The sequence below is a fragment of the Photobacterium damselae subsp. damselae genome (assembly GCF_038086725.1).
In the GTDB taxonomy this organism is placed as follows: Bacteria; Pseudomonadota; Gammaproteobacteria; order Enterobacterales; family Vibrionaceae; genus Photobacterium; species Photobacterium damselae.
Genome location: NZ_CP146971.1, coordinates 182,716 through 200,413, shown reverse-complemented (window position 1 = coordinate 200,413; position 17,698 = coordinate 182,716). Strand labels below are relative to the sequence as shown.

General features: G+C 39.1%; 14 protein-coding genes. 8 read left to right on the top strand and 6 right to left on the bottom strand.

All coding sequences use genetic code 11. The annotated features are described in order from the left end of the window. Entirely contained in the window at positions 1–1,980 is a 1,980-nt protein-coding gene (locus tag WAX86_RS15650) for an alkyl/aryl-sulfatase (protein ID WP_106340588.1), read from the bottom strand. Positions 1,981–2,267: 287 nt separating this feature from the next. On the opposite strand from WAX86_RS15650, the gene WAX86_RS15645 reads away from it, so the two are divergent. The 3 genes from WAX86_RS15645 to WAX86_RS15635 all read left to right on the top strand — a co-directional run bounded on the left by WAX86_RS15645 (position 2,268) and on the right by WAX86_RS15635 (position 4,325). Next, positions 2,268–2,585: a hypothetical protein gene (locus WAX86_RS15645; protein ID WP_068968664.1), complete on the top strand. Its 318-nt coding sequence runs from the start codon at positions 2,268–2,270 to the stop codon at positions 2,583–2,585. A gap of 29 nt (positions 2,586–2,614) precedes the next feature. After that, positions 2,615–2,944, top strand: coding sequence for a hypothetical protein (locus tag WAX86_RS15640; protein ID WP_138243057.1), 330 nt, complete (start codon positions 2,615–2,617; stop codon positions 2,942–2,944). A 70-nt stretch (positions 2,945–3,014) separates the two neighbouring features. Beyond that, positions 3,015–4,325 carry a DASH family cryptochrome gene (locus tag WAX86_RS15635; protein WP_341489638.1) on the top strand — a complete coding sequence of 437 codons (1,311 nt, stop codon included), beginning with the start codon at positions 3,015–3,017 and terminating at the stop codon, positions 4,323–4,325. 85 nt (positions 4,326–4,410) lie between these two features. Here WAX86_RS15635 and WAX86_RS15630 read toward each other — a convergent pair whose 3' ends face one another. After that, positions 4,411–5,814 (bottom strand): glycoside hydrolase family 1 protein, encoded by a 1,404-nt coding sequence (locus WAX86_RS15630; protein WP_115060492.1) that lies wholly within the window; start codon positions 5,812–5,814, stop codon positions 4,411–4,413. 247 nt (positions 5,815–6,061) lie between these two features. Between WAX86_RS15630 and WAX86_RS15625 the strand changes: the two genes are divergently transcribed. Continuing rightward, entirely contained in the window at positions 6,062–7,660 is a 1,599-nt protein-coding gene (locus WAX86_RS15625; protein ID WP_115060490.1) for a sensor domain-containing diguanylate cyclase, read from the top strand. 80 nt (positions 7,661–7,740) lie between these two features. Here the strand turns inward: WAX86_RS15625 and WAX86_RS15620 are convergent, their stop codons facing one another. Beyond that, positions 7,741–9,429 carry a chitinase gene (locus tag WAX86_RS15620; protein ID WP_341489637.1) on the bottom strand — a complete coding sequence of 563 codons (1,689 nt, stop codon included), beginning with the start codon at positions 9,427–9,429 and terminating at the stop codon, positions 7,741–7,743. A 282-nt stretch (positions 9,430–9,711) separates the two neighbouring features. On the opposite strand from WAX86_RS15620, the gene WAX86_RS15615 reads away from it, so the two are divergent. The 4 genes from WAX86_RS15615 to ccoP are packed head-to-tail and all read left to right on the top strand — an operon-like array spanning position 9,712 to position 14,299. Next, a complete protein-coding gene (locus WAX86_RS15615) occupies positions 9,712–10,035 on the top strand; it encodes a c-type cytochrome (protein ID WP_341489636.1) in 324 nt (107 codons plus the stop codon). A 35-nt stretch (positions 10,036–10,070) separates the two neighbouring features. Further along, the gene (gene ccoN, locus WAX86_RS15610) at positions 10,071–11,483 is read left to right on the top strand and encodes a cytochrome-c oxidase, cbb3-type subunit I (RefSeq protein ID WP_065171400.1); all 1,413 of its coding nucleotides are present in this window, start codon (positions 10,071–10,073) and stop codon (positions 11,481–11,483) included. Between the two features lies 1 nt (position 11,484). Beyond that, a complete protein-coding gene (gene ccoO, locus WAX86_RS15605) occupies positions 11,485–12,084 on the top strand; it encodes a cytochrome-c oxidase, cbb3-type subunit II (protein ID WP_065171399.1) in 600 nt (199 codons plus the stop codon). 10 nt (positions 12,085–12,094) lie between these two features. Further along, the gene (gene ccoP, locus WAX86_RS15600) at positions 12,095–14,299 is read left to right on the top strand and encodes a cytochrome-c oxidase, cbb3-type subunit III (RefSeq protein ID WP_138241512.1); all 2,205 of its coding nucleotides are present in this window, start codon (positions 12,095–12,097) and stop codon (positions 14,297–14,299) included. A gap of 4 nt (positions 14,300–14,303) precedes the next feature. On the opposite strand, the gene WAX86_RS15595 is transcribed toward ccoP, so the two are convergent. From WAX86_RS15595 to WAX86_RS15585, 3 genes are all read right to left on the bottom strand, one after another. Then, positions 14,304–15,035, bottom strand: a complete 732-nt coding sequence (locus WAX86_RS15595; protein WP_065171397.1) for a sulfite exporter TauE/SafE family protein — start codon at positions 15,033–15,035, stop codon at positions 14,304–14,306. Positions 15,036–15,291: 256 nt separating this feature from the next. Continuing rightward, on the bottom strand, positions 15,292–16,194 hold the full coding sequence (locus WAX86_RS15590) for a LysR family transcriptional regulator (protein ID WP_238070845.1): 903 nt from the start codon (positions 16,192–16,194) through the stop codon (positions 15,292–15,294). A gap of 177 nt (positions 16,195–16,371) precedes the next feature. Then, positions 16,372–17,655, bottom strand: a complete 1,284-nt coding sequence (locus WAX86_RS15585; protein WP_065171395.1) for a DEAD/DEAH box helicase — start codon at positions 17,653–17,655, stop codon at positions 16,372–16,374. Positions 17,656–17,698: the final 43 nt, after the last annotated feature.

The window sequence follows — 17,698 nt, the reverse complement described above, 5'->3', positions numbered from 1 at the left end:
TTATGGCGTTACGACACCAAATTTAGGGTCAAAAGTATCAAAGATTTGCATAAACTGAGTAAAGCCTTTTGGATCTGATACTTTGAACTGCCCTTTCTTTATGGCTGTTTTTAAATCCAACTGATGTGTGACCAAATCAACAAATGTATCGCGAGAAAACTCAATCGTCATTGTTGGATTATCTAACTGGCGACCTTTGTATGTTTTTAGTACCGAGTTAGACAGTAACAGAGCATATTCGCCATCCGCTTCTTTATCTCCTACTACCTTTAAATTAATCGCCATATCCAGCCCTTTCGCCTGTTCAGGTTTCACTCGAACAGCTAAAGATTCTAAAGCAGAATATACTGGCATATTGGATGCGATAGCCGTGGTATCTGGCGTTGGAGCTGGTTGGAAACCATGACGGAGTTCTTTTGCACCAACAAGATAATAGTTACGCCAAGGACCTGACTCTGCTTGATAGCCTAACTGTTCCATTGCATCTGCTTCCAAATAACGTGCCGTACTGTTATCTGGATTTGAGAACGTCACATTGTTAAGTAATGTCACAGCCCAACGGTATTCACCTTTACTGATCGCTTTCTTAGCAATCTCAATCACTTTTTCATCACCACCAATGGCTTCAACATACTTTGCAGCCTGCTGCTCTGGCGGTAATGGGTTTAGGTTCGCAGGATTTCCATCCCACCATGCACCAAAATAAAAGTCGTACGTTGCACGAGCATTATGTGACACCGTGCCGTAATAGCCTCGGTTGTACCACTCTTTACCTAAAGAATCTGGCAGCGTGATGGATGCGGAGATTTCATTTGGGGTATAGCCTTGATTTGCCAAACGTAACGTCTGATCGTGCACATATTTGTACATATCACGCGTCTTTTCTAGCTGATTGACAATATTACTCGTCCCCCATGTTGGCCAATGGTGAGAGGCAATCATAATGTCAGATTTTTTAGCAAACAGATCGAGAGTTTCATCGATATAACCGGCCCATGCGTTAGCATCACGAGTTCGAGCACCTCTCAAGGTTGAAATATTATGTATGGTATGGGTCATTACTTCAGATGCCATTAACACCCGTTTTTGCGGAAAATAGAAAATAAATTCAGCAGGCGCTTCTGAACCATTTGCCATCTGAAACTCAATTTCAACCCCGTCTATATTATGAGTTTCACCTGTTTTAACTACTTCCAGATTTTCTTCAACAATACCTGGCTTACCTGTTGAGGTTGTTTTACCTAATCCCCCATCAACTTTACCTTGAGGACCAGCTTCAACCATATTGCCATACATGAAGCTTGCACGACGACTCATGGTGTTACCTGCTAATACATTTTCTGATACTGAGTGTTCAAAAAAACCTTCGGGAGCTACTATTTCAACCTTACCTTGGTCTACCGCCTCTTTCGTTGTAACTCCCCATACACCACCAAAATGGTCGATATGGGAGTGAGTAAATATAATCGCGGTAACAGGTAAATCTTCCACATGCTCTGTTAATAACTTAAGACCCGCAGCGGCAGTTTCCTCAGAAATTAGAGGATCAATAACTATCCAGCCATGCTCACCCCGAACAAAAGTCATTACAGAGAGATCAAAACCTCTAACTTGGTACATACCATCAGTGACTTTAAACAACCCATGGATATTATTCAGCTCTGCCATTCTACGCAGTGATGGGTTAACGGTATCTAAAACCTGATCAGAATTAACAAATTCAAACTTGGCAAAATCCCACACTACATTGCCATTTTTATCTTTAATTGTTTTATCTGGCCAGGTAGCAATAAAGCCTTTACTGGCTGCTGTAAAATCCTCTTTATTATCGAAATTTAGGTATTGTTTTAACTCATTATTTTTTTCGATAGTAAATGATGATGCAGGTTTGCTGTCGGCTGTAACGGTATAGCTTGTGGTTCCGGCATAAGATACTGAGCTTATAATAACAAGTGATAACGGTAGGAGACGTAATTTCATAGCAACCTCTTAAAGAGTCAAATGTGAGTAAGGTGTGATCGCCTTATCGCGTTGAAACCATATTAAGAAATTGATGATATTCAATCATTAGCGTAGACCTAGTATCAGATATTTATAATATTAATATCTGATACGATTGTGAGAAAACTTAACCGCTTTAATAGCGAAAATAGCCTCACAACGATTTGTTCAATCAAACTTAACCCCTCCTTAAAAATTGTGCGATGTTCTAAACGCTTTCAACCTCTTATAGTGAGAAAAAAGAGAAAGATTAGAGTTTATAAGTTATGAATTATGTCTTCGAAGATAATCGTCATTTGCGTAAGTTTTTTCATCAACATCCCGATTATCAAGCCATCATTTATCAAGATGTCGCTCACCGTCTCACCCGGCTAATAGAAGAAAATAGCCCCAAAATTAAGATGGTTAAACAATTTAAACATCTTGGATTAAAAATTTACGAATATAAGATTATTTGTGATAAATCATTAACTTGTCGTGTTGCATATACTTTAGATAAAGAAACAATTACTGTTTTTTTTATTAGTGAGACCATCATAAAAAATCAGTTCTGCCAATTACTAGGAAAGACCGAATTGGTTTAGTCGGTGAATAAAACTCAAGGAGTATTTTTATGGCGCTAATTCCAATGGGTCAAGTGATCCATAAGATTGAATATCAACTAAAAAATATGGCGATACAAGAAGCCATTGAAGTAAAAACATACAAAAAAGATCGAGGTTTTATTCTGCACAGAAGTAGCGATCAGGAATTTACTCTCGTTCAATTTGGCTATCAAAATCAAACAATAACAGCAGTAAAAAATGAGATAAAAAAAGCGTGTAAAAAGGCGCTCAAAGTCGAGTTCCCTCGTAGTAATCAAGCTTGGGTCCAGTACTATCAAGGGGTAGAAGATCCCACTAATATAAAGCCACACCATCAGCCACAAATGGCGTTGTTTTAATTGTTTTACTGAATTCTGCCTCTTAATCTGGCTTGGGTATATAGTTAAAGATAGTCAGAGGAGAGTGCAGATGAAGACAGGACTGTATTTATTTCAAAACGATCTACGCTTACACGATAATTTAGCGCTATTAAACGCCACGACACAATGTGATCGGCTACTACTCGTTTACTGTTTACCTTATCATCAGGCTAACCGTTATCCTTATCACATTCACAATTATGGTGCACTGCGATTACAGTTTCTGCTTCAATCCTTGCATCAACTTCATCAGCAGTTGCAAGACCTAGAACAAGAGTTACTGGTTTTTCTTGAACACCCTCTTCATATTTTACCTCAGTTGATCAGCCAATATGATATTCATACCATCATCAGTAGCGAACAAGTTGGATATTATGAAAATCAAACATGGCAAACATTAAACCAGCGCTATCCGTATATTGAATTTAAGCAGTGGCCGACCCACACCTTACTTCACAAGGAACAATTGCCGTTCGACCTTAATAAATTACCATCAACATTTTCTCAATTTCGTCGGCAAGTTGAACATATCGAATTAACACCGCTAACATCCTATATATCCAATCTACCACCATCACCAAATAAAATTGCTCACATTTCAATCTTAGACAGTTTCATTAGTCATCCTAAACCTTCAGATTTTATCGGTGGAGAAGCTACCGCAATATCACATCTCACGGCATATTTTAAATCTGATAAAGCAAGTCGTTATAAAGAAACTCGAAATGAACTGGATGGTTGGGATTATTCAACAAAATTTTCACCATGGTTGGCGCAAGGTTGCTTATCAGCCAAACGGGTAATTTATGAGTTAAACCAATACCATCATCAGGTTGAGGAAACACCGTCCAGTCAATGGATAAAATTCGAACTATTGTGGCGTGAATATTTTCAATGGTATGCCCATCATCATCAACAGAAAATATTCCAATTTAAAGGGATTAAATCATCATCGCCCCACACCAGTTTTTATCCAGAACGTTTCAAACGCTGGTGTGAAAGTAATACACCATACCCACTTGTTAACGCTTTAATGCGTCAGTTAATTACTACTGGATATATGTCGAACCGAGGAAGACAGATTGTAGCTAGCTGCTTGGTTAATGAATTAGAACTGGACTGGCGCTATGGTGCAGCCTTTTTTGAACAACACCTTATTGATTATGATATCGCGAGTAATTGGGGCAATTGGCAATATCTTGCAGGCGTTGGGGCAGACCCAAGAGGAAATCGTCATTTTAACTTAGATAAGCAGACGGAATTGTTCGATCCTCAAGGTCAATTTATAACCAAATGGGATGGAAATAATCACGATGGCAAGATAGATTCAGTAGATGCGGCAGACTGGCCAATTTATTAATCGTAATCATGCTGAAGTAAGTCAATTAACAAAGCAGGTAAGGAATAACCAAACCTGCTTTTTTACCTCTTTAAGTCTTACAACTTTAGACTGTTAGAGATTGACCGTGAGTGGCGATAACTTGCTGATACCAATAGAAACTCTTCTTACGAATTCGAGTTAGACTACCTGAGCCATCATTATGACGGTCGACATAAATAAACCCATATCGTTTACTCATTTCAGCCGTTGAGTTTGCAACTAAATCGATCGGCCCCCAACAGGTAAAGCCCATTAAATCCACACCATCAGCAACGGCTTCTCGTGCTTGAACTAAGTGATCGTTTAAATACTGAATACGATAATCATCAAGGATTTCACCATCGCTTGTCATTTGATCATGAGCACCTAGCCCATTCTCAACAATAAAGAGTGGTTTTTGATAGCGATCCCATAAGAAATTAAGCAAATAACGCAGTCCTTTTGGATCGATTAACCAACCCCATTCACTTTTTTCAAGGTAGGGATTAGGGACACTAGCAACAATATTACCTGTCTCTTTCTGCTTAGGATCTGCGCTTGCACAACCACTCGCGTAATAACTAAAGGAAACAAAATCGACACTGGCGTTCGCTAACAGCTCAAGATCACCCTCTTCTATCTCAAGTTGGATGTCATTTTCACGAAAATATCGCAACATATAGCCAGGGTAACGACCGCGAACCTGAACATCACCAAAAAATAGCCACTTATTATTTTCGTGCATTGCAGCAATTACATCATCAGGGGTACATGTTAATGGATAGTTCATAGCACCAAGTAGCATATTACCAATTTTGGCATTGGGAATAATTTGATGGCACAGATTAACTGCTTTGGCATTGGCTAATAGTTGATGATGAATGGCTTGGTAGATTTGTTGTTCTGTCGAATCTTCGGCTAATCCCACACCCGTAAATGGTGCATGTAATGACATATTAATCTCATTAAATGTCAGCCAAAGTTTAACTTTATTTTTATAGCGTTCAAAAACGGTTCGAGCGTAACGTTCAAAAAAATCAATTAAACGACGATCAGCCCATCCCCCATATTGCTCGGTCAAATACATTGGCATTTCATAGTGCGACAACGTAACAAATGGTTGAATATCGTGTTTAGCTAACTCATCGAAAATACGGTCATAGTACGCTAATCCTAACTCATTTGGCTCTAACTCATCACCATTAGGAAAGATTCGTGTCCATGCAATCGATAATCGCAGTGTAGTAAAACCCATTTCCTTAAAAAGGCTAATGTCTTCAGGATAACGATGATAAAAATCAATAGCGATATCTTTAATGCCAGAAGTTCGCTCTGAACGAGGTTGATGAGGACTTAATATCCCTTTTGGTAGCATATCCGAAGTCGAAAGCCCCTTACCATCTTGGTTATAAGCTCCTTCTACTTGGTTTGCAGCGATAGCTCCACCCCATAAAAAATGAGGAGGAAAACCTAAAGTTTGTGTCGTCATCACCAATTTACTCTTCTAACAAAATAAAATATACAGCCTTGATCATTACATAATTTTCACCCGAGACTATGACAAACATCTCACATTTACAACGAGTTACAAAATATTTATCGAACAACGATTTTTAATTTAGTGTCATTCGTAACCCACTATATCGGATTCGTCTAAGTTATAAATTTTAATTAATTTTTAAAACTTCAATTATTTTTGTACTATTACAATTCAAATAATATTTAAGATCTCTTACATGGCTTTACGCTACACCATTAAATCGAATAAAAAGACACTCATTCCTAGTTTTGTGTGCTTATGCATTCTTTTTGCTACAGCATTAGTTGGATACATTTTTCATACGGTATACCAACAAAACCATATAAATAATTTTAAAAATTTAGTTACCCATCAAACTTATTTATTACAAAACCAAATTGAAAACGATTTACAGTTTATGGGGTCTATGGCTAACTTTCTTGAAGCGAGTTCTAATGCTAATTGGCACAACTTTGAGTTATTCGCTCAGCCTATTATTCATAATTCTAAAGGGTTGATGGCTCTTCAATTACAACAAAGAGTCTCTTCATCACACATTAATCAGTTTACTCAAGACCATCAATTCTTAGGTAAACCTATCACACCATATACTTTGGATAATGGTCGAGTACTTTCATTTAATGATGTGAAAAAAGATCAAACTCTCTTTATTACAACCAAAGTTTATCCAGTTAACAAAGAAAATCTATCTGTTATTGGTTTTTATTCTGTAGGGGATAGAACCCGCCTAATATTGAATAATATATCTCATTCACGAAAAGCCAATATTTCTGACCGTGTTAGATTATTACAAGATAAACACTCATTTATTACCCATCTTAAAGCCCCGTTAAAGGGAAAAGATAACCTAGAACAAGTAATTCCAGATAAAATCAGATTATCCTCACCTAAAAGAGGAATGCTAATTTACTATCCTGTATTTCAACACAACGAAATGACGGCAGTTGTGATAGGAGTCGTTGATGTTACGATTTATTTAAAGACATTGATTACTCAAGCAATAGAAAATCATCATAGTGCGATCCAAATCATTGATACTGGATATGGAGCCAATGATTCCCCTGTGCTCTATCAAAGTTCTAATTGGAACCATACTGATGGTGTAGAAATCACAACCCAAATCAGTTATCCAAACCGTTCCTGGTTGATGCATTTTAAACAAAATACTGATTTCGATATAAATGAATATTGGATCTTAGGGGCGATTTTCATTGTGGGATTGGTTATTGCGTTACTTGCAAGCTTAGTGACTTATCAGCAACTTAGTCAAAACCAACGACTACAATACGCATTAACCGAACGAACCAAAGAGCTGGAGTTTTTAGTCAATCATGATAGCTTAACCCGACTATTAAACCGTCGTGCTTTTCGATTAACACTCCCCTTATGGATAGAGAGTAAACAATTTACTTTAGTCGGTTTTGATATTGATAAATTTAAGTCTATCAATGATACATATGGTCATATTGCTGGTGATGAAGCATTAATACATGTCACACAACTCGTGCAAGGCTTACTCCAAAAACATGAGCAATTTTACCGCCTAGGTGGTGATGAATTTGCTATATTGATGCCAGAAACTGACACAACAAAAATTTATGAAGTATTAAATAGAGTGCGCTCTGCCGTTGAACACTCACCTTTAATATATCAAGGAGCTAAAATTTACTGCACCTTGAGTATTGGGGCGGTAGTACATTCCGACCAAGAAGCTGAAGCTTTGATTTATCAATCAGATCTTCAAATGTATAAAAGCAAACAGCACGGTCGAAATCGTATTTCAATTACGCATTAACTCGTAAAAAGAAAGCCACATTTCAATTTGGTTGTGTGGCTTTTTTGATTACTTATTTGAAATGAGTTACTGATTTCAAATTAAATCACTTGCCACGGATCACCTTTATCTGGCTGATTTCCCTGACTCCACCACTTAGCTTGATAATTTTTTCCATTATAAGAAACTTTATCGCCGCCAACGTACACACTTGATGAATCCCAAGTCGGTAGCGTAGTTGTTGGTGGTTCAGATGGATCTGTCGGAGGCACAACTACTGGTGGTTCAGGATCTGTTGGGCCAGTATCGTCACCCGAAATATCTTTTATGTATTTCCATGGGCCACCAGCATCAGGTCTATCGCCTTGGGTCCACCATTTGGCTTGATACAATTTGCCATTATGGCTAACTTCATTACCACCGACGTAAACTTTACTAGCCTCCCATGCAGGTACAGTTGAAACCGGAGGATCAGTTGGATCGGTTGTTCCACCACCATTCCCATCACCGCCATCAATTTCATCTACTATGCGAACTGCTGGCCAATTTGCATGAGAACCATAAAAGTTTGTCACACACTTCTCATAATCACCTGGTGTAAGTGCAGAATATGCTGTTTGATAACCGACTAGCTCACACTCAAAAGAGACACCGCCTGGGCGATCTGAGTGATATTTCCAACTCGCTTCCCAGTTAGTATAAAGCACATCTTTAGCGCCATTTAAATTGATGCTGCCATAAGGTGTTTGCTGCCAGCAGGTATTTTTTTCATCTGATTCAATTGGAATTTGATAATGAGATGATAAACCTTCCCAATAGCGAATACGGTTAACAGGTTGTCCTTTGTCTTTATTCTGTTCACCACACTCAATACCGCCATTTATCACATTAATGGTAGTACCAAAACCGTAACCTATACCTGCATCTAACTCGCGTTCAGACGGTACCCATGTGCGATCAATAACATGAAGCATGGCCGGTTTTGGAGCTTGAGGGGTTAAAAAGAACCAAATTGCTGAGGCTAAATTTAACCAAGAATCAGCAACTAAAGCAGGATTTTTCAGTAAGACAGTCGCATCACCATCAAACATCACTTCAGAAAATGCGCCATAATTAAAATGATAAGAAAGTTGTTTTGCGCCACGTCCAAAGTAGCCTTGTCCCTTCTCACAAGGCCAACGTTTATTTTGCCAATCATTTTGACCACATCCCGTCGTGTAACCTTCTTGGCCTTCAGACCAACCCATTTCACGGACATGGACAAGGGCTTGTTGCCACTCTTCAAGACCAAGAGGATTATCCCACGCATTATCTTTATCGATATGCCCCCCTGTTTCCTGAGCAAAATGAGCAAAAGCAGTCATAAGAGATTTTTTACAAATAGCATCTGAATCTCGTCCATCAGTGTACTCGCCACAAAATGCAGGGAATTTACCAATTGCACGTAAGAATCGAGTATAAGTATATTCAGGAGCCGCCATCCCAGTTAAAAAGTCCCACTCATACTCAGGGAAAACACGTTCAGCTCTTTTTACGTTATCTGGATTCGAATCGAGCCCTGGCAGAATCGCCTCAACCACATTATTAGAAGTCGTCTGTAGTGCCTTCGCCCAAACGGCGTACATTGGGTCGGCTGTTTTACTCTCTTCTGCCGCCTGTATATCTGATTTTGGAATAATATACCCACCAGGATTTTCAGGATCTGGCTCTATTGTCAAAGCTTGAGTTGATAGGGAACCTAAGATTAATGCACTAGAGATCACACATGCTATTGGTCTTAATTTACTCATAATGTTTCCTTGTATTAGGAGTACTTTTTTATTTGAGTAAATTTATAGAGCTGAAATACCACAAGCACAATTTTGCCATTTGTTATTCTGGATCAATCTCAATATTTAGTAACATAATCATTACAAGCTTGCATGAAAATCCCACATCGAAATGTTCTATCTTATGCATAACCTTTTTTATTTATCATTTCACAACAATAGAAAACCCACCATATTGTTCTAAATTTAAATAAGTCGTTAACAATATTTTGCCGAATGCGTTGACCTAAGACAGGAGTCAATATGAGATTTTATCTATCCATCTTCATTCCATTATGCTTTTTCTTCTCAAATGTTGTTATTGCAGATATAGACCAAAGCCAATTTACTGTTGGTCAGCAAAAAGCAGCGGTCTGTATGACCTGTCATGGAGCAGACGGCATTTCAACTATTGATACCTACCCCAATCTTAAAAATCAAAAAATTCAATATATGGTGGCGGCACTTAAAGCCTATCAAGAAAAACAACGAACGGGAGGCCTTGCTATTTTAATGTATGCCCAAGCGGATGCCCTTAGTGAGCAAGATATGCTGGATATCTCATACTACTTTCACTACGCCAAATAGCGCCATCGCACAATCTTTATTCTTTAGGAGGGAAGATGGATACGACTCACTATGATACAAAAGTTGTTCGATATTTTATTATCAGCAGCCTCGCATGGGGAGTCATTGCCATGTTAATTGGCGTGCTTCTTGCGGCACAACTCTATTGGCCAGCCTTAAATTTTAACTCTGAATACATTCAATTTGGTCGTTTACGTCCACTTCATACTAATGGCGTTATTTTTGGTTTTACCGTTAATTTGTTAATGGCGACATCACTCTATATTGTGCAAAAAACCTGTCGAGTCCCGCTGTTTAATCACAGCCTATCATGGTTTGTCTTTTGGGGCTGGCAGTTAATCTTAGTCTTAGCGCTTATCACGCTTCCTCTAGGCTTTACCACCTCAAAAGAATATGCAGAGCTAGAATGGCCTATCGATATCCTCATTGCTGTAGTCTGGGTCATGTACGCTATTTTATTTTTCATGACCATCGCGCGCCGCCAAGAACCTCATATTTTTGTCGCTAACTGGTTTTTTGGTGCGTTTATTATTGTTATTGCCATGATCTTTGTCGTCAACAACCTCGAGCTTCCAGTTTCTATGTGGAAGTCATACTCTGTCTATGCTGGTGCGCAAGATGCCATCGTACAATGGTGGTGGGGACATAATGCGGTCGGTTTTCTATTAACCGCAGGAGTCATCGGCATGAACTACTATTTTATTCCCAAAGTCTCTGAGCGTCCGATTTACTCATACCGCTTATCTGTTGTGCATTTTTGGGGATTAGTCGGATTTTATACTTGGGCAGGAACCCACCATCTTATTTATTCCTCGGTACCAGATTGGGTGCAAAACGTCGGTATTATCATGTCCCTCATCTTGTGGCTACCCTCTTGGGGCGGCGCTTTTAATAGTTTTATGACTCTACTATCGAATAAAGAAAAGCTAAAGCATGATTACATTATGTGGTTCTTCTTTTCTGCTATAGCTTATTATTGTCTTGCTACCTTTGAGGGCCCATTATTAGCAATCCGCTGGTTTAATATGATTGCTCATAATACCGACTGGGTTATTGGTCACGTCCATTCCGGTGCATTAGGTTGGGTGGGAATGTCTGCCATTGCGGTTTTTTACTATTTTATTCCGCGCCTTTGGCAGCGTGATTACATCTGGTCTAATCGGTTGGTTAAATGGCATTTTTGGTTGGCTCACCTCGGTATCGCACTTTATGCCATTGCTCTTTGGATTGCAGGAATTGGCGAAGGTTACATGTGGCTTAAACAAGAACCGAATGGAGCACTAAGTTACAGTTTTGTTGAGGTGATGAATTTTAGTAAGCCTTGGCTGCTGATGAGATTTATTGGCGGTGCACTCTTTGTTTTCGGCCTGCTATTAATGGTCTATAACCTCTATCGCACATTAACAGGCCCTAAATCTCGCCCTGTCTATGATAGTCAGGAGGCTTAACATGGCAAAGTTAAACGCAGACTTTACTCAATCGGTTATCATTCTTATTCTATCAACTGTACTTGTCGCCAGCTTTTCTCTTCTAGTATGGGTAGTGCCTTTCTTTTTTAATACCGAACAACTAAAAGCAGAATCTACAGCTAAACCTTTAACCGCCCTCCAAGTTGCAGGTCGCGATATTTATATTAGTGAAGGCTGTCATACCTGCCATACTATGATGGTTCGCCCCCTACCTGCTGAGGTAATGCGTTACGGTAAATACAGCAAAGAAAGTGATGATATTTACGAACATCCTAATTTATGGGGTTCAAAACGCACAGGCCCTGATCTTACTAATTTAGGCCGTAAGTACTCCGATCAATGGCATGCTATTCACTTGAAAAATCCACGCCATGTTGTGCCTAGTTCTATTATGCCCGCTTATCCTTGGCTATTTCATAAAACACTCTCGGGAGATGACATTGAGGCCAAGCTGCATGCACTGCAAACACTAGGAGTTCCTTACTCTGAGAATGAAATATCTCAAGCTCGTCTTGCAATTAAAGGTAAAACTCATGCTGAAGCATTAATTGCCTACCTACAAAGTCTCGGTGTTGAGTAAGGAGTAACTCATGAATGCGTTTTGGAATACTTGGGTAATCGCTTTAACCGTATTATTTCTCGCTATCATGGTCGGAGTTATTCTGTTCTATTGGCAAAAACGTGCCAGTTCCGATCCGCATAGAACCCTAGATACGTTCGATGGTATTCAAGAAAATGATGGTGCGGTTCCTAAACTCTTATTTGTTGCGTACTTAATCTCTATCATCCTGACATTGGGATATTTTGTTCTCTATCCAGGTCTTGGTAACTGGCCTGGTCTTATGCATTGGAGTTCAACCAGCCAAGCAACTGTACCATCACAAACTACTCTAGAAGCACAATATCAGGAGGCTAAACTTAGCGCCGCTTCCCCACTTGAGGCATTAAGTCAAAATGCAACCATCGTAAACACGGGCCAATCTTTATTTCAGACTCATTGTGCCGCTTGCCATGGCGATCAAGGTCAAGGACAAAAGCATTTTCCTAATCTTCTTGATAATTATTGGCTCTATGGCGGTACGGATCAGGACATATTACACTCCATTAAGCAGGGACGTAACGGTGTAATGGCAGGTTGGGAGAATATTTTAACATCAGAACAAATTACCCATGTTTCCCAATATATTGCCTCATTAGAACCTGAACGCGTAGTTAACGCCCCAGAAGTTAATTTTGAGTTAGGTTCGGCAATTTACACTGAAAATTGTGTTGCTTGCCATGGTGAAAAAGCACAAGGAAATCCGATATTAGGAGCTCCAAATTTAGCCGATAATATATGGCTGCATGGAGGCTCTATTGATGAAATAAAGCATACTATCCGCCAAGGCTTAAACAACGTGATGCCTGCATTCCAAAGTCAACTTAACCCACTTGAAATTTCAGCCATTGCAGCCTACGTTAAATATGAAAACAAACTACACATTGAAAGAAAACAATCACTTGATCCAGACTTGATTGCAAAAGGTCGGTATCTTGCTCTAGCAGGAGATTGTATCGCCTGTCATACTAGTGAAGGCGGACAGCCTTTTGGTGGTGGACTCGGCTTTGTTACCCCATTTGGAACTTTATATTCAACCAATATTTCAACCCACCCCGATTACGGTATCGGTGATTATACCTATCAAGACTTTTACGATTCTCTGCATAAAGGGAAAGGGAAAAATGGCTATCTTTATCCTGCTATGCCCTACTCATCTTATCAATACGTTACAGAAGAAGACACCAGAGCCATTTGGACTTATTTGCAATCTATAGCCTCGGTTAATACGGTCAATACAGAAAACAAGATGATTTTCCCAAGTAACATTCGTCTTGGGTTACTGGCTTGGAATATCGCATTTTTAGATACAAGTCCGCTGGAATATCCAAGTTATCGTCCTGCTACCTGGAAAAGAGGCAAATATCTCACTATGGGGTTAGGTCATTGTAGCGAATGCCATACACCACGAAATATTGCTCAAGCCCTAGAACCTAAAAAACTATTTCAAGGTAATTTAATCGATGGTTGGCAAGCCCCTGATATTACAGCGGAACAACTGTATGAAACAGGCTGGAATATCGTTTCTCTTACCGATTTTTTAAAAACTGGGCATTCTGAAAAAGGTACTGCATTTGGCGGAATGGCTGAGGTGGTTAAGAATAGTACCCGTCATTTAACAAGGCAAGATGTGGAAGCCATTGCAGAATATCTCATTGCAGGAGATAAATACAACGAAATAGAGCCCCATATTGTTCCCATTATTCCACCTGGATTTGGAGATTTAGCCAACCGACCTGTAACTCAAACAATCAATGAAATCGACGATTCACTTAACGTTGCTTCTGATACCAAAACAGGCATTGAAACGCTCGATATTCAAAACCACGAAGAAGCCATGTATAACCTTTATGCTCAAACTTGTGGCGCGTGTCATGGCCCTGATGGCAAAGGTCGTGCGGGTATCGCTCCTGCTTTGCTAAACAATGGCATCATTATGCATAAAGATCCTTACGATACCATTGCCGTTGCCATTCGCGGATTAATGCCAAGTTATATGAATCGAGGCACTAATTTTATGCCAATGAGTAGCTTTGACACCGTTTTAAGTGATGCTCAGTTGGCACAATTGCTCACTTTTGTTAGGAATCGATTAGGAGGACGCACCGTTATTATTACCGCCAAAGATGTCACAAATGTTCGTAAAGAACTCGAAAAATCAGGCTATATTGGTGCTATCCATCAACCTATGGAGTGATTCATCATAAAAAATGAAACAGATGCATTCCACGAGATAAAGAAACAAAAGCAGAGACAGAACATAGAATCAATACCGAGTTATGCACTAGACGTTTCTTTATTTTATGTCGAACTTGATATGCCAGTAGTGTTGCCATAATTGGAGCGGGTAACAACAACACACTATTATGGAAATCTTGATAAGAGAAGTTGCCTGATAGATGCAGTGCAATCAGAGAAATAACTCCGGTTATGGCAAAGAAAGCGGCTAAATTCGCACGGATTTTTTCAGGCTCTTCATTTTGTAGCAAAATCGCTAAAGGTGGCCCACCAATTCCAGTCGCCGTTCCCATCACACCAGAAACAAAGCCAGCAATAAGCATATTGACGGGAGTTGGTGAAAGTTTCCATTTACCTAGGCTGAGCACAACTGCGATTAAAATCGTAACCCCAAGCATAATAGCCAACTGATCTGCCGTTACAATCATTAAAATATATGCCGCTAATACGGTTCCCGGTAACCGCCCTATAAATGCAGAGAGCAACATTCTGGGTTCAAAATAAGAACGATATTGATACCAAACAATCAGTGACATGCTCATGCCAAGAAAGATCACGGCACTTGGCATAAGTTTAGGTTCTAACACTAAAATAAATGGCCCCACCAGCACACCCATACCAAACCCTATTGAGCTTTGAACGAAGCAACCTAATGTAAAAATGACGAGGCATGCTAAAAATATTGATGAGTCCATAAACCAAACTTAAATATCATACAAATTATTTGAATAATGGTATTTGAACATATTTGGTTTGATATTGTATATACAACAGATAAAAAAATAGCCTCGGGCTAGGAGGCTGAAATCAGAAGACGATCGTTCAAAAAGTCGAATCCTATGACTTTCCGAACGAAACAATGCGGGTTAATAATACTTAAAATACGGACGTTTCCGAGATATTCTTTTTATTTTTGCGTAAAAAGATCCGCAATAAATTTACAATACGCCATTATCGAAAAGCATGTACATCTTTTAATTGTTCAACTAAATAAGCCACAGCATCTGGATGAGTTACACCTTTTCGTTGTGTTAAATGAAATTCCGTTTTATAAGCCGTATTAGGTATATCTAGCTTAACTAACTCTCCTCTTTGTACCCAAAGCTCTGCAAAATGCTCGGGTAAATGACCAATGTAATCACTTGAAAGTAATAAAAGCGCGGTCATTTCCATGTTCGAAGTGTAAGCAAAAACCTCACAGCCGAAATCTCTCACAGGCGTAATTTTATGCTCAGTAGCACGATCAACAACAGCATAAGGCTTTAGGGAATCTAAAGTAAATGGCTGTTTTTGTTTTAGAATAGGATGCTCAGCACGACAATATAACGATTGGTACTCACTGAAGATCTCAATATATTCCAATCCATCACGACGAATTTCAGATGAGGTAATAGCGACATCCAATTCTTTAGCCAACAATAGTTCTTCAATTTTCAGTGTATCTTCAACTCGACTATCAATTTTTGCTAAAGGAAATTCTTGTCTTAACCGTTCTAAAGCTCGGGTTAATAAACAATCTGGATTAGTTACGACACAATCGATCATGGCAAAGCGGATATAGCCTTGAGACTGCATTTGAAGATCTTGAATATTGACTTCAAAATCACGGATATGGGTAAATAAGGTTTCAACAAACTGGTAAAACTGCTTTCCTTCAAGAGTTAGCTTAAACCCTTTACGTCCACGTTGACATAAAGTCATACCCAGTTGACGTTCAAGGCTAGCCATATTAGTACTAATTGTGGACTGTTGAGTTCCTAATTTCTCTTGAGCTTGAGAAAAACCACCACAATCAACAATCACTTTAAATAAGTGCAGTACTTTTAAATCCAATTTATTGATATCTCTTACCATGGTTTTATTACCTGTAGATTCCATGGAGATGCAAAATAATACTTTGTACAGAAAGTCTCAACTAAATATATAAAATTAGTAACAAAAATTGAGAAAAAGAGGCAAAATGCATAGGAAATCAACAAAGAACGCATTCATAATCTAAATGCGCTCTTGTAGCATTATGGGTTTTATTTATTATTCAGGCTTGCTTTTTTGTGGCTTGTTGCGTTTATTGTGGCGACGAGTTCGGTTATGAGGAATCGCTTTTTTACCTTCTTTTGGCGCAGCTCCACCGTCACGCAAATGTTTAGGTTTATAATTCAAAATAGAAACAGGCACTGGTTTACGTGGTTCAAAACCATCAACGACTCGACGTTCTAATAGGTGACCTAAACGGCTTTCAATCATGCACAAGTTTTTGAAATTGTCTTTTGATACAAATGAAATCGCTTCACCTGATGCACCAGCACGACCTGTACGACCAATTCGGTGAATATATTCTTCTGCTGGGTATGGCAAATCGTAGTTAATCACGCGTTTTAGGTTATCAATATCAATACCACGAGCAGCGACACCTGTTGCTACCATCAGCTTTAATTGGCCTGACTTAAAATCTTCTAATAACTGAGAACGTACTGCTTGGCTACGACCACTATGGAAAGCTTCTGCGTATATATCACGCTTTGCTAATTGTTCAACAAGCTTAGCGGCACCATGTTTAGTCTCAATAAAAATAAGAGCCTGATCCCAATCATTTTCTTTAATCATATGACTGAGTAGCGATGACTTCATATCTTTATCAACGGTCACTAACCATTGTTCAATTTTAGAAGCCGCTGCGTTACCTTTTGAAATTTCTGATAATTCAATCGGATTTTCAATCGCAGTTCTTGCTAACTCTCGCACTTGACGAGTCATGGTTGCAGAAAACAGTAATTGTTGGCAGTCTAATGGCAGACGATCCATAACTTTATTGATCGCTTCAATAAAGCCCATGTCCAGCATACGGTCAGCTTCATCAAGAACAACCGTCTCTACTTCATCCAAGTGAATTGCACGTTGAGTACACATATCCAGTAGACGACCTGGAGTTGCAACTAAAATATCAACTCCTTCAATCAATGCCTGTTTTTGATGCTTATATTCAACACCACCAAACATAGCTAACGTTTTAATATTAAGATGCTTACTGTACTTTTCGATATTTTCTGCAACTTGAGCGACCAATTCACGTGTTGGCGCAAGAATTAGACCTCGCACTCGCTTAGGACGGACTTTAACTCCGTCATTAAAACGTTCTAGCATTGGCAGTACAAAGCTGGCGGTTTTACCAGTACCTGTTTGCGCAGCAGCTAATACGTCTTTTCCCAAGAGAATCACAGGAATAGCCTTATTCTGAATTGGGGTTGGCTCGTTATAGCCCAGTTCAGTAACCGCTTGAACGATAGGATCTGATAATCCCAACTTAGAAAATGACATAGTGTATCTCGAGAAATATAGAAAGGGACGGCAAGATAACAAA